Origin of the sequence: Myxococcus sp. CA051A, assembly GCF_013336705.1 — a bacterium.
GTDB lineage: Bacteria > Myxococcota > Myxococcia > Myxococcales > Myxococcaceae > Myxococcus > Myxococcus llanfairpwllgwyngyllgogerychwyrndrobwllllantysiliogogogochensis.
The window spans coordinates 102,354-114,681 of sequence record NZ_JABUMS010000021.1 but is presented as its reverse complement, the minus strand read 5'-3'; the positions used below and the strand labels follow the sequence as shown (position 1 = coordinate 114,681).

General features: G+C 67.1%; 12 protein-coding genes. 9 read left to right on the top strand and 3 right to left on the bottom strand.

All coding sequences use genetic code 11. The features are described 5' to 3' along the window. Positions 1-6 precede the first annotated feature (6 nt). From HUA74_RS39155 to exoL, 3 genes are all read right to left on the bottom strand, one after another. Positions 7-525 (bottom strand): serine O-acetyltransferase, encoded by a 519-nt coding sequence (locus HUA74_RS39155; protein ID WP_174458655.1) that lies wholly within the window; start codon positions 523-525, stop codon positions 7-9. A 93-nt stretch (positions 526-618) separates the two neighbouring features. Then, on the bottom strand, positions 619-2,139 hold the full coding sequence (gene exoM, locus HUA74_RS39150; protein ID WP_174458654.1) for a spore coat polysaccharide flippase ExoM: 1,521 nt from the start codon (positions 2,137-2,139) through the stop codon (positions 619-621). After that, a complete protein-coding gene (exoL, locus tag HUA74_RS39145) occupies positions 2,136-3,236 on the bottom strand; it encodes a spore coat polysaccharide deacetylase ExoL (protein ID WP_306440883.1) in 1,101 nt (366 codons plus the stop codon). The genes exoM and exoL overlap by 4 nt, the downstream gene beginning before the upstream one ends. A 402-nt stretch (positions 3,237-3,638) precedes the next feature. On the opposite strand from exoL, the gene ccmA reads away from it, so the two are divergent. The 9 genes from ccmA (at position 3,639) to HUA74_RS39100 (ending at position 12,247) form a co-directional block, all read left to right on the top strand. Continuing rightward, positions 3,639-4,295, top strand: coding sequence for a heme ABC exporter ATP-binding protein CcmA (gene ccmA / locus HUA74_RS39140; protein WP_141643298.1), 657 nt, complete (start codon positions 3,639-3,641; stop codon positions 4,293-4,295). Beyond that, complete coding sequence (locus HUA74_RS39135) at positions 4,292-4,993, top strand: heme exporter protein CcmB (protein ID WP_141643299.1); 702 nt, start codon at positions 4,292-4,294, stop codon at positions 4,991-4,993. The genes ccmA and HUA74_RS39135 overlap by 4 nt, the downstream gene beginning before the upstream one ends. Before the next feature lie 3 nt (positions 4,994-4,996). Further along, on the top strand, positions 4,997-5,716 hold the full coding sequence (gene ccsA / locus HUA74_RS39130; protein ID WP_141643300.1) for a cytochrome c biogenesis protein CcsA: 720 nt from the start codon (positions 4,997-4,999) through the stop codon (positions 5,714-5,716). 2 nt (positions 5,717-5,718) lie between these two features. After that, a complete protein-coding gene (locus tag HUA74_RS39125; protein WP_141643301.1) occupies positions 5,719-5,892 on the top strand; it encodes a heme exporter protein CcmD in 174 nt (57 codons plus the stop codon). A gap of 7 nt (positions 5,893-5,899) precedes the next feature. Continuing rightward, positions 5,900-6,397: a cytochrome c maturation protein CcmE gene (locus HUA74_RS39120; protein ID WP_174458653.1), complete on the top strand. Its 498-nt coding sequence runs from the start codon at positions 5,900-5,902 to the stop codon at positions 6,395-6,397. Continuing rightward, a complete protein-coding gene (locus HUA74_RS39115; protein WP_141643303.1) occupies positions 6,394-8,412 on the top strand; it encodes a heme lyase CcmF/NrfE family subunit in 2,019 nt (672 codons plus the stop codon). The genes HUA74_RS39120 and HUA74_RS39115 overlap by 4 nt, the downstream gene beginning before the upstream one ends. Continuing rightward, a complete protein-coding gene (locus HUA74_RS39110) occupies positions 8,412-8,972 on the top strand; it encodes a redoxin domain-containing protein (RefSeq protein WP_141643304.1) in 561 nt (186 codons plus the stop codon). Before HUA74_RS39115 ends, HUA74_RS39110 begins: the two co-directional genes overlap by 1 nt. 106 nt (positions 8,973-9,078) lie before the next feature. Continuing rightward, positions 9,079-10,386: a zinc ribbon domain-containing protein gene (locus tag HUA74_RS39105; RefSeq protein ID WP_174458652.1), complete on the top strand. Its 1,308-nt coding sequence runs from the start codon at positions 9,079-9,081 to the stop codon at positions 10,384-10,386. 166 nt (positions 10,387-10,552) lie between these two features. Continuing rightward, the gene (locus tag HUA74_RS39100; RefSeq protein WP_174458651.1) at positions 10,553-12,247 is read left to right on the top strand and encodes an SIR2 family protein; all 1,695 of its coding nucleotides are present in this window, start codon (positions 10,553-10,555) and stop codon (positions 12,245-12,247) included. Positions 12,248-12,328 lie beyond the last annotated feature (81 nt).

The following is a 12,328-nucleotide window of genomic DNA, read 5'->3' as shown; positions in this document are numbered from 1 at the left end:
GGAGCCCTATCGAGGAACGGACGCCGACGGAGGCACCGCCGACAGGGGCGAGCGTCGGGGCAACAACCCCATCTCCCGCTGATACGTGGTGAGGGGATCAGGGTCCTGCCGGATGATCCGCGCCGGAATGCCCGCCACGACAGTGCCTGGCGCCACGTCCTTGAGCACCACGGCATTGGCCCCGATGACGGCGAAGTCGCCAATCTGGATGTTGCCGAGAATCTTGGCGCCCGCGCCGACCCGCACGTAGTCACCGATGACGGGCGCACCCTCGAGCCCCGAGCGCCCGCCAATCGTCACCTGCTGGGAGATGAGGCAGTGCCGCCCAATCTTCGCCGCCTTGTGGATGACGACGCCGATTCCGCCGTACCCCAGCTGCGTCCCCTCGCCGATGTCGGCCTCGTCCGGAACGTAGGAGCTGTGAAGGTAGTAGATGGCCTTTCGCAGCAAGGCCGGGAGCAAGGGAACCCCTTTCAGCCGCAGGCCGCGAGCCACCCGGTACAACATCATCGCATCGACACCCATCCACGCCTCCCTGACCCAACCGCGCGACGGGGTGGAACCTAGGTACCGGCCCCCCAAGTGGGAAGTAGGCCCTCAAGCGCCACCCTGATTTCCTCAAGCCGTCCTACGAGGCCTCAACCCCGCGAGCACCGTGAGCGGCCGCACACCCGCGGCGTACAGCACCCCCACGTAGCCCACGCAGAACAGCACCCCGGCCACCGCCAGCGGCAACACGCGCCAGAAGAAGCCCGTCGGCAGCTGCATCCACGCGCCCTGCGCGCCCGCCCTCAACAGGAAGACAGCCACGCCCGCCGCGCCCGCCGCGAGCGCGGAGCGCCCCAGCGCCTGCCAGGGAATGATGTCCACCAGTTGGAGCTGGCGTCGGGGAGTGGACAGCGCCGCCGGAACCCGGACAAGCAGCATCGCTTTACCCACCACCTCCGCCACCGCCCAGGAGCCAATGCCTCCCATCAACCCCAGGTGCTTCACCCCGAGGATGACCAGCGGCACCGTCACCGCCGCCTTCACCGCGTACGAGACGAAGATGGCCCGGGTCAGCCCCCGCGCCCGCAGCGTCCCATCCATGGGGAGGATGGAGAGCACCACCCCCAGCACGCTGACGCGGAAGACAGGCACCGCGGGCAGGAACGTCTCGCCGAACAGCGCGCCGATGAACTCCGGCGCCGCCGCGAAGAGGAACGCCGCGAACGGAAGAAAGACATACGCCAGCCGACCGGCCGCGTCTCGGAACGCATCCACGCCCTCTTCCAGGCGGCCCTCGCGCTCCAGCTCCCCCAGGCGCACCATCAGCACCTCGCTGGTGGGCGTGTAGAGCAGGTCCACCACCGGAAGCTGGAAGCACCCCACCCGGTACAGCGCGTAGAGCGCCGGCGCCACCGCGCCCGCCACCGCGTACAGGTGCGCGTTCTGTTGCGGAATGGCCAACAACATGGCCGCGCCAAAGGGCGCCGAGTAGGCCAGCTGCGCGCGAAACAGCGACGCGCTCGCCAGCGGCCCCGTGGACCCCCTGAGCGAGACGACCCACGTCGCCACGAACCGCAGCGCCGCGAAGACGGCCACCGCCACCATCATCCCGTGCAGCGACGCGCCCAGCAGGGGCGGCACCACCATCACCGCCGCGCGCACCGCGTCTGAAATCAGATACACGCAGGCCGACGCGCGCGTGCGTCCCTGCGCCGTGAGCGACACCTCCAGCGGGAAGCTGCCCAGGAGGAACGCGGTATAGGCCGCGAGCGCCCCCCGGTACTCCAGCAACGCCGGATTGGAGAACCACGCCGCCACCGGGCCCAGCAAGACATAGACAAGCACCGCGCCCAGCAGGCCCGCACCGGACATGAACAGCAGCGTCTGTCCCAGGTAGGGCCGCTTCTCGCTGGTGCGCGGAAGGAAGTAATAAAGGCTCTGCACCACACCAAAAGGCAGCACGTAGTACAGCGTCGTGGCGATGAGGAAGAGCTGGTAATAAGTACCGTACTCGTCCAGGTGCAGCACCCGGGCGAGGACGAGTGGAATGGACAGCGTCAACCCGGCGGTGAACAGCCGGGCCAACACCAGGGGGCCGGCGCGTCCGAGGAATGAATTCCCAGACGCGGCCGACGAGCCACCTCCGCTCACGGAGCCTCCTTCAAGGAAGCCCCCGTCGGCTTCAGCAACACGTTGCCCAGCAGGGTCTCCCGGAACGAGTGGGTCCTCCTGCCAGGCACCGGGTGGCTCATGCCGAGCAACCCGAAGCAATCATCCAGCTGGCAGCCGGTGAGCGGCGACGAGTAGTCCCCCAGCATGCCCAGGCTGAAGTTCTCCCACAGCACCTTGCGCTTGAGGGTGAATGGATCTCCGCCAATCCGGTTGGGCAGGTCCTCCGTCGTGACACCCGAGCGGAAGCCGTGCGACGCCAGCACGCGGATGACCTCATCCGAGTACCACCCGTTGCAGTACGCGAAGTCGCGCACCTGGATGCCCACCTCGGCTTCAATCGTCCGCTTGGACTCGAGGATCTCCTGCTCCACCACCTCCTGCGGCTCCAGCGTCAGCACCGTGTGCCCCAGCGTGTGAGCGCCGAACTCGAAGCCGTCGCGCGCCATGCGGCGCACCTCGTCCCAGTTCATGATGTCGCCCTGCTCCGGCACCAGGTCCTGCCCGCCCCCCAGCTGCTGCTCCAGCGCATCGATGATGGACGTCAGCACCCGCGTGGGGTGCTCGCCAATGAAGTCGTCGAGCGCGGCCGACACCGTCTTCTGTCCGGAGAGGATGGGGCCGAGCAGCTCCATCGACGCCTCCGGCAGCGCGGCGTACACCGGGTGGTAGTGCCGCTCCTGCGCCCGGCGCAGCAGGTGGAACAGGCGGTCATGATTGAACCGCCGCTTCGTGCCGATGAACGCCGTCGGCAGGTAGGTGATGGCCGGAATCCCCATCTGCTTCAGGATGGGGTACGCGTACCGGTACACGTCCCGGTAGCCATCGTCGAAGGTGATGACGCACAGGTCCTTCTTCGCCACCCTCCGGCCCGACATCACATCCACCGCGTCACCAATCGACGTCAGCTCGAAGCCGGCCGCCGAGGCCTCCTCGAGGTGGCGCCGGAACGTCTCCTGGCTGATGAGCAACCCGGGGATGGAGCGCTGCAGCTCCCCCGTGAAGTCGCTCACCACGCGGTGATAGCTCACGATGAGGATGCGCCGGCCGCCCGACTGCACCCTCCGATATGCCGCCATCGCCCTGCGCATCCCACTGTAGTGCAGCACGCCAGCGGCCGCCGCCTTGACCGCCCTCCGCAAGACCCTCGCTGTCGCCATCACGCCCCTCCGCGGAAAAGCTTCCTCTGGCCCACGTTCCCCAACGGAACTCCCCAACTCGCGCGGGGGGTTATTGCAGGCGGGATGCCACACCCGAATCCTGGGCGAAACCACCTCTTCGCGGGGGGAGCCCGGCGGGACGGGACGCGTGGTCACCGGTGGACACGACGCGCGGTGGAAAATCGACGGCTCCCGCGGGCACACGAGGCCCCACCCATTGGAAAAACTTTCCTGTCTTCAGGCCCGCTCCGTCCCTGCCCGGCCTGCCGCCCGGGTTTCACTGGATGACAGTTGCGATTCCGGCTACGAACCGGCTTCCCGATGCCATCCACCTCCGCCCCCGCGCTCGCGTTGCACGACGTCAGCAAGCGCTACGGGCGTCGCTGGGCGCTCGCGCGTCTGACGTACGCGCTGCCCAGCGGGCGCTCGCTGCTGCTCACCGGCCACAACGGCTCCGGCAAGACGACCCTCTTGCGCATGCTGGCCACCGCGCTGAGCCCCACGGCCGGACGCGTGGAGGTGCTAGGTCGCGACGCCGTGACGGACCGGGATTCGGTGCGGCGCGACGTGGCGCTCCTGTCCCACGCGAGCTTCCTCTACGAGGACCTCACCGCGCACCAGAACCTCACCGTGCTGGCGCGCCTGCTGGGTCACCCCTCGCCCAAGGATGGCGCCAGCGCGCTCTTGTCGCGCGTGGGCCTGGAGAAGCGCTCGGACAATCCCGTGCGCGGCTTCAGCGCGGGGATGCGCAAGCGCCTGGCCATCGCCCGGCTCCTGCTCAAGGCCCCGAGCATCGCGCTCTTGGACGAGCCCTTCGGTGAGCTGGACCCTTCCGGCATCCGCGACATGGAGGCCATCATCGCGGAGCTCAAGGCGGGCGGCGTCACGGTGGTGTTGGCCACGCACCTGGTCGAGCAGGGCATGACGTTGTGCGAGGAGCGCCTGCATCTTCAGGACGGCCGGGCGGTGGCCGCATGAGCACGCCCCGCCCCAGGCCCATCGGCCTCATCGGCGCCACGCTGGCGCTCCTGCGCAAGGACCTGCTCATCGAGTGGCGCACCCGCGCGCGCCTCAACGCCATCGTCTTCTTCGCGCTGGCCACCCTCCTGATGTTCTCCTTCGCGCTGGGGCCGGACACGCGCCTCTTGGAGAAGAACGCGGGCGGCTACTTCTGGCTCGCCATCCTCTTCGCCAGCGTGCTGGCCATGGGCGAGTCCTTCCGCGTCGAATCCGAGAACGCCTGCCTGGACGGCATCCGACTGGCCCCCGCGGACGCGCGCGCCATCTACCTGTCCAAGGCCCTGGGCAACGCGCTCCTGCTGATCGCCCTGGGCATCGTGCTGCTCCCCGTCATGGTGGCCCTCTACGGAGTCAAGGTCGTCACCGGCTTCGTGGACCTGGGAACAGTCCTCCTTCTGGGCAGCCTGGCCCTCAGCGCGCCGGGTACCGTGTACGCCGCGATTTCCAGCAATGCCCGGGCGCGGGATGTGCTCCTGCCTCTGCTATTGTTCCCGCTGGTCATCCCTGCCCTGCTGTCCCTGGCCAAGGCGACCTCGCTCGTGCTTCAGGGAGACCCCATGAATCAGTTGGGCTCATGGCTGGGGCTTTTGCTGGGGTTCAATCTCATTTACTGGGGCGTAGGCTTCGTGCTGTTCCCGCGCATCATCGAGGACTGACGGATGAACAAGCTCATCAAGTGGGGCCTGCCGGTGGTGGGGCTGGGCGTGCTGGCCGCCGGATGGTGGCTGGGGCTGGCGTGGGCACCGCCGGACCGGGAGATGGGGGACGTGCAGCGCATCATGTACGTGCACGTGCCACTCCAGTGGATGGCCATGCTGGCCATGTTCCTGAACTTCGTGGCGGCGGTGGCGTACCTGGTGCGCTCCAACGCCAGCTGGAAGCTGGACTCGACGGCGGAGTCGGCGGCGGAGGTCGGCCTCGTGCTCGGCGCGCTGGGCATGGTGACGGGGGCCATCTGGGGCCGTCCGACCTGGGGCGTCTACTGGTCGTGGGATCCGCGCCTGACGTCGGAGGCCATCATGCTGGTGACCTACACCGGCTACCTCGTCCTGCGGCGCTTCGTGGAGGACCCGGACAAGCGCGCGACGTGGAGCGCGGTGGTGGCGATCCTGGGCGCCATCAACCTTCCCATCGTCTGGTTCTCCGTGCGTTGGTGGCGCAGCCTGCATCAGGTGCAGTCGAGCCCCAAGACGGTGGATCCGCAGATGGTGCTGTGCCTGCGAGTGTCGGCCATCGGGCTGTTGCTGCTGACCATCGCCATGCTGATGCACCGCTATCGCATCGCCCTGGCCGAGCGCCGGGCGGAAGTGGCCCTCCCGGAAGCCCTGCCTGGCACGGGCGGCGCGGCCTCCGTCCACGACACCCCGAAGGTGGCCTGAACATGACGACTTTGACGACGCTGGGAGTCCTCGCCCAGGCCGCGGGCCAGGTGGGCAGTGGCCGCATCCAGGGCGGCTGGGGCTATGTCTGGGCCTGCTACGGCATCACCGTGGTGGCGCTCGTGCTTTACTCGCTGTCTCTCTGGCTGCGCCGGCCCCAGGCCGCGAAGGAGTGAGCCCGTCATGACGCCTGTCGCTCGCAATCGACTGTTCGCCCTGGGAGCCCTGCTCGTCGCGGGCGCTGGCCTGGGCTTCGTGGCCTTCGGCAACATCGGAGAGAACCTCGTCTATTACTGGAGCCCCTCGGAGATGCTGGCCCAGGGGGAGAAGGCGTACTCGGCCACCATCCGCCTGGGTGGCGTGGTGCAGCCGGGCAGCATCCAGTGGAACGCGGAGCACACCACCCTGCACTTCCGGGTGGCCAACGACGCCAACGAGGGCACCCCCAGCGTGCTGGTGCGCTCCACGGAGACGCCGCCGCAGATGTTCCGCGACAAGATTGGCGTCGTGGTGGAGGGCACCTACGACGCGTCCGGCGTGTTCAGCTCCAACCGGCTGATGGTGAACCACTCGAACGAGTACCGCGCCCCCAAGGAGGGCGAGGACCCGAACAAGTGGCGTGAGACGCTCTCCGAAGGCACGACGACGGCCAGCACGGGGACGGGCGCGGAGGCGCGGTGAACGGGTCGATTGGATACGGGCTGGTGCTCGGAGGGCTCGCGTTCGCGACCTTCGGCGCGCTGGTGGGTTTGGTCACCGGGCTGCGCCGCAGTGAAGCGGGCTTCCCCTGGGTGATGCGCGCGGTGTGGGGCTTCGCCGGCTGCATGGTCGCCGCGAACCTGATGATGGTCTTCGCGCTCGTCACGCACGACTTCAGCGTGAAGTACGTCGCGCAGGTGGGCAGCCGGGACACGCCGCTGTTGTACACGGTGGTGTCGCTGTGGAGCGCGCTGGAGGGGTCCATCCTCTTCTGGGGCCTCATCATGGGCCTGTACATCGCGGCCTTCGCGTGGATGCACCGCCGCGAGCACGCGCGCTACATGCAACTGGCGCTGGGCACCATGCTGGCGGTGGGCGTGTTCTTCGCGTTCCTCATCGCCGGTCCCGCCAACCCCTGGGGCGCTGTGTCGCCCGTGCCGGCGGACGGCCCCGGCCCCAATCCCCTGCTCCAGAACCACATCCTGATGGTCATCCACCCGCCCTTCCTCTACCTGGGCTACGTGGGGATGACGGTGCCGTTCGGCGTCGCGGTGGCGGGTCTGCTGCGCGGCGAGATTGGCGAGGCGTGGATGGCGCCCCTGCGGCGCTGGACGCTGGTGGCGTGGCTGTTCCTGTCGATTGGCATCATCCTCGGCGCGTGGTGGGCGTATGCCGTGCTCGGCTGGGGCGGCTACTGGGCGTGGGATCCGGTGGAGAACGCCAGCTTCCTGCCGTGGCTGACCGCGACGGCGTTCATGCACTCGACGATGGTGCAGGAGCGCAAGCGGATGCTGAAGCTGTGGACGCTGTCGCTCGCGCTCGCGTCCTTCGTGCTGACGATTCTGGGCACGTTCATGACGCGCTCGGGCATCTTCAACTCGGTCCACTCCTTCACCCAGTCGGACATCGGCCCCACGTTCCTGGTGTTCCTGGGCGTGCTGCTGGTGGTGTGCGTGGGACTGCTCGCGGTGCGCGGTCCGCTGCTGGTGCCCGAAGGACGGCTGAGCTCGCTGGCGTCACGCGAGGCCAGCATCCTGATGAACAACCTGGTGTTCGTGGCGATCACGTTCACGGTGCTGCTGGGCACGCTGTACCCGCTGGTGTCCGAGGCCGTGCGCGGCGTGCGCGTCAGCGTGGGTGAGCCGTACTTCAACAAGATGGCGGTGCCGGGTGGCATCGCGGTGCTCTTCCTGATGGGCGTGGGACCGGTGCTGCCGTGGGGTACGCCGGACAAGGCCACGCTCCGGCGGCAGTTCCTCATCCCCGCGGCGGTGGGCCTCATCGTCACGGCCATCTGCTTCGCGGTGGGGCTGCGCGGCGTGTATCCGCTGCTCACCTTCGGACTGGCGGGCTTCGTCACCGTCGTCACGCTGCGGGAGCTGGTGTCGCCCATCCGGGTCCGCATGACGGAGCGCAAAGAGGGCCTCGTCACCGCGGTGCTCACGAGCGCCACCAAGGCGCAGCGCCGCTTCGGCGGCTACGTGGTGCACCTGGGCATCGTGATTCTCATCGTCGCGGTGTCCGCGTCGTCGTCGTACGTGAAGCACACGTCCGGCACGCTGAAGAAGGACCAGACGATGATGCTGGACGGCTATCAGCTCAAGTACCTGGGGCTGGTGAGCGGAGAGGAGCCGCACCGCACCTTCGTCGCGGCGCGCGTGGAGGTGACGACGCCGGGCGGCAAGGTGGAGGAGATGAAGCCCCGCCTGAACTACTACGAGCGGAGCACGGACCCCATCGGCACGCCCGCGGTGCGCGAGACGGCGGGTGAGGACCTGTACATCTCCCTGATGGCCTTCTCCGAGCAGGCGGGCAACGCGAGCTTCAACGTCTGGGTCTTCCCGCTGGTGGGGTGGATCTGGTGGTGCATCCCGCTCTTCGTGCTGGGCACGATCATCGCGCTGTGGCCGCGCCGTCGGGCGGCGGTGGCGATGGCCAGTTCGGAAGCGGGGGCCTCGCCCCTGCCGGGCGGTGACGCGGAGCGGGGGGCGGCCTGATGCGTCGGTGGCGCTATACGCTGGGCTTCGCCGCCCTCTGCGTGGGACTGCTGGTGGTGCTGGCCAAGGGCTTCGGGCGCAATCCGCACGAGGTGCCCTTCATGCTCGCGGGCAAGCCGGCACCGGACTTCGTGCTGCGCTCGCTGGACACGGGTGAGAAGGTGAGCCTGGCGGACCTGAAGGGCCGCCCGGTGGTCATCAACTTCTGGGCGTCCTGGTGTGGGCCGTGTCAGTACGAGCACCCGGTCCTGGAGTGGGGCCAGCGGGAGTTCGGCTCGCAGGCGGTGTTCCTGGGGGTCGTGTTCGAGGACTCCGAGGACAACGCCCGCGCGTTCCTGCGGCGCCAGGGGTACAGCTTCCCGCAGCTGGTGGATCCTCGCTCGCGCATGGCGGTGAGCTACGGCGTGGCGGGTGTGCCTGAGACGTACTTCATCAACCCGGCGGGCATCATCCAGGGCAAACACGTGGGGCCCATCGATCCGGAGTCGCTGACCAGGCGCATCCGTGAGCTGACGGCCACGGCGGAGGCGCCCACCGCAGCCGAAGCGGCCCGCCCGTAGCCGCTCCACCGGGGGCCTCTCGCTTCCGGTGAAATCGGCGTGTTATTCCAGGGCTTGCGCTGGACCGAGAGGGCCTCCCCCCGCCCTCCGCACAGCAAGGTGACCCATGCGGTGCCCGGAGTGCGGCGAAGCCTCGAACAGTCGGCTGAGGTACTGCGAGAACTGCGGCGCGAAGATGCCGGAGGCCCCCCAGGGAGGCACGGGCTCGCGTCCCGCGCTCCGGCCCAAGCGCGCGATGGATGAGCCGTCCTACGCGGCGGATATCCTCGACGAGGCGGAGGCGCACAGTCTGGGCGCCGCGTACGTCCCAGCAGCGGCGAAGGCTGCCGCGCCGGCCGACACGGCCGAGGACACGGACCCGGGACAGACGGGGCCCAGGTTCGACGGCCCCCGGTGGCTGGCGAGCGTGCCGGCGCACTCGCAGAGCGTGGTGGGGCTCGCGATTCTCGCCTTCGCGTTGGCGCTCTCCATCCTCCCCGCCTTTGACGGCGTGGGCGTGGTGGGCACGGTGCTGGCCCTGGTGGGCGCGGTCCTGGTGCTGGCGCGCGAGCTGCGGCTGGCCGGCGAGGCCACGGGTGTCACGAAGCTCCTTCCCATGGTGCTCTACCGCCCCGAGGTGCCGGCGGCGTACGCGGCGCTGCTGACGGCGCTGGCGGTGCGGATGCTGGGGCTGGGCTTCACGCCCGTGTTGTGGCTGCTGGGCGCGGGGCTCGTCGTCCATGACCAGTACCGCAAGGTGATTGCGGGCCCGGAAGGCGTGCTGGCGCGCTACTTCGACGTGAAGCAGCTGCTGGTCGTTCCGGAGGTGGTGGCGCTGGGAGGCGTGGCGCTGTGCGTGCTGACGCTCTTCGCGCCGTGGGCGACGGTGAGCACGCTGCCCGTAGTGGCGGATGCGCCGGTGCCCGCGGGCCCCCCGGAGCTGCACGTCATCCCCGCGCAGCGCGCCGCGGACGACGTGCTCTATACGGCGGGTTCGGGCATCACCACGCTGTCCGGATGGGACCTGTCCGGGTCCGTGGTGGTGGAGCTGTTGCTGCTGTCCTTGCTGGGGTTGCTCGCGCTGCGACCGGAAGTCACCCGGCCCGCGTGGACGCGCTTCGCGCCGGCCGGTGTCGTCGGGGTGGGCCTGCTCTGGGCGCTGCTGCACATCCGACTGTCGCCGGGCCCCATCATCTTCGTCATCGGGCTCGGTGCGGTGGGCGTGCAGGCGTTCCGTCGACTGCGTGAGTCGCAGTTGCAAGCGCATGCGGCGGCCCCCGTCGCACCCGCTTACGACGATGGCCTCGACGAGACCGAGCGCATGGAAGACGAGCCGGACCCGGACGCCATGGGTCCGGATGAAGAGCCGGAGCCGGACCCGGATGCCATGGGTCCGGACGACGAGGAAGAGGACCTGAAACCTCGCGGGCGGTGAGAGCTGCCCCCCGGTAGTCGACCCAATCCGAGCACGGTCGCCACGGTCCAAGGAGCTAGCATACACTTGCAGTATGCCGATTCCTTGCGCGACTCGAAATGCGCAGCTCAATCGCCTCATTTCCATCTACGAATCAGGAAAGCTGGTTCCATTCCTGGGTGCAGGGATGAGCTATCCGACTTGTCCCCTTTGGGGAACGTTTGTCGAAAGGATAGAGAGGGCAGCGGCAGTAAAGGCTCCCACGAGTACAAATCCCCTGCAGCGCTCGTTCGAAGCCGTCAGGCGGTTACGTCGACGAGACGCTCAGGGATTTCCACAGGAAGTCCGCAAAGCTCTCTGCGACGGTATCCAATCGCCCCCTTTGAGGACCCGCCTCCTCGCCAAGGCTTACTGGCCACTCGTCCTCACCACCAACTACGACGACCTTTTCCTTTGTGCGGCCCTGGATGAGTTCAAGAAAGAAAACCTAGATGACCCTTTCGTCGTCTTGGGGCGAAGTCTCGTTCATTCGCAGCGAGTCCTCTCCTCTCTCCACGAGCCGATGGAGCCCATCCTATGGGCACTGCATGGGTTTCTCGGTGGACAAGGTAAGCCTCTCACCTCAAAGGACCTAGAACAGGCAACTCCTAGCGAGCTGGTAGTAGGACACGAAGAGTATCGCCAGGTCATCCATAAGGAGCCCCACTTCAGAAGGGCCTTCGCGGAAGTATTCAGAAACCGTTCGTTCCTGTTCCTTGGAACCAGTCTCAGCGACCCTCATCTCTTGGGCCTCTTCGAGGAGATTCTTGCGCTTGGTGGAGCAAACCCACTCCCGCACTTCGCCGTGGTGTTTGAGAAAGACTCGATTGACCGGCGCTATCTTGAGACTCGCCTCAACACCAACCTCATCGAGCTCCCTAGCTATGACGACTTTGATCCCTTCTTGGAGCAATTCGTCACGGCAGCATCCTCTGAACGAAGCAGGGTCGCGAACTGGTCGTACTCTCTGTCAGCCCCTGTGAGAGTCAAGCAGCCCAGCGATAAAGCCGATCTGGAACTGATTCGAGGATGGATCACCGCCCCTCAAGAGAAACAGGAATGCATCGCGCTCAGCGCTGGATACAACACAACTGAGCGCCGCCTGATCTTCAACGCCTCAACAGAAGCGCTACTCGAGCAAGCGCGCACCGAGGGATTGCTTCACGAGAAAACCCCAGCGGAGCCCTTGAGTTCTGGGGACTGCATTACTTGGTTCCCTGGCTCCCCTATACTCGTTGGAGTTGCACGCGACATCGACTCGCCTTGGGACAAGCGCGACCTAAGAATCATCTTCAGGACCACGCAAGCCCTTCTTCAGAAAGCCGCGTCGCTCGGATTTCGCGTCCTGAGAACCCAACTTCTAGCCGCTGGAAAGAGTCGGCATTTTCATGCGCGGTTCTCCCTGGCTCAGATGATTCGAGCCTATGCCTCTTGGCATCGAACAAACCCAGGGGCGCCTCGAATTCGGATGATCATTCACGTCTACGCTCGCGACGTAACATACGAACTCACAGCTGGCCGCATTGACATTGCAGAACTCCTCGGCTGCGAGGATATTCGGTTCTGGGCGGGCGTCTCCGACGTCGACACGAACGAATTTGATCGCCAACTGCTCTTCAGACATGGCGATACCAAGATTGCTCGAATCGCGGAGTACTTAGACATCGAGGGTAGCGGCTGGCGAGTGTCCGTGACACCCGCGCCAACCTTGGCTGAACAGAGTCGTGCGTTCGTAAGCGTCAAGGACAAGACGCTTGACGACCTAGGTGTACTTCCCGGGAGTACGCTCCGCTTCTTTCCGGGCCCCGCATCGCATGACCTGCTCGATGTCTTCGACAAGTAGCCTCGCGTCCTACTGATTGTCGTAGACGACGAAGGCCCCCCCGGAAGCGCACTCTTTCAGACATGCGGCCCTCGCCTGCCT

Excerpts from the sequence above, each read along its gene's own strand:
- exoL (WP_306440883.1), bottom strand. The coding sequence starts at position 3,236 with ATGGCGGCATATCGGAGGGTGCAGTCGGGCGGCCGGCGCATCCTCATC.
- HUA74_RS39100 (WP_174458651.1), top strand. The coding sequence starts at position 10,553 with ATGAGCTATCCGACTTGTCCCCTTTGGGGAACGTTTGTCGAAAGGATA.
- HUA74_RS39135 (WP_141643299.1), top strand. The coding sequence starts at position 4,292 with ATGAGCACGCCCCGCCCCAGGCCCATCGGCCTCATCGGCGCCACGCTG.
- HUA74_RS39110 (WP_141643304.1), top strand. The coding sequence starts at position 8,412 with ATGCGTCGGTGGCGCTATACGCTGGGCTTCGCCGCCCTCTGCGTGGGA.
- ccmA (WP_141643298.1), top strand. The coding sequence starts at position 3,639 with ATGCCATCCACCTCCGCCCCCGCGCTCGCGTTGCACGACGTCAGCAAG.
- HUA74_RS39155 (WP_174458655.1), bottom strand. The coding sequence starts at position 525 with ATGGGTGTCGATGCGATGATGTTGTACCGGGTGGCTCGCGGCCTGCGG.
- ccsA (WP_141643300.1), top strand. The coding sequence starts at position 4,997 with ATGAACAAGCTCATCAAGTGGGGCCTGCCGGTGGTGGGGCTGGGCGTG.
- HUA74_RS39125 (WP_141643301.1), top strand. The coding sequence starts at position 5,719 with ATGACGACTTTGACGACGCTGGGAGTCCTCGCCCAGGCCGCGGGCCAG.
- HUA74_RS39120 (WP_174458653.1), top strand. The coding sequence starts at position 5,900 with ATGACGCCTGTCGCTCGCAATCGACTGTTCGCCCTGGGAGCCCTGCTC.
- HUA74_RS39105 (WP_174458652.1), top strand. The coding sequence starts at position 9,079 with ATGCGGTGCCCGGAGTGCGGCGAAGCCTCGAACAGTCGGCTGAGGTAC.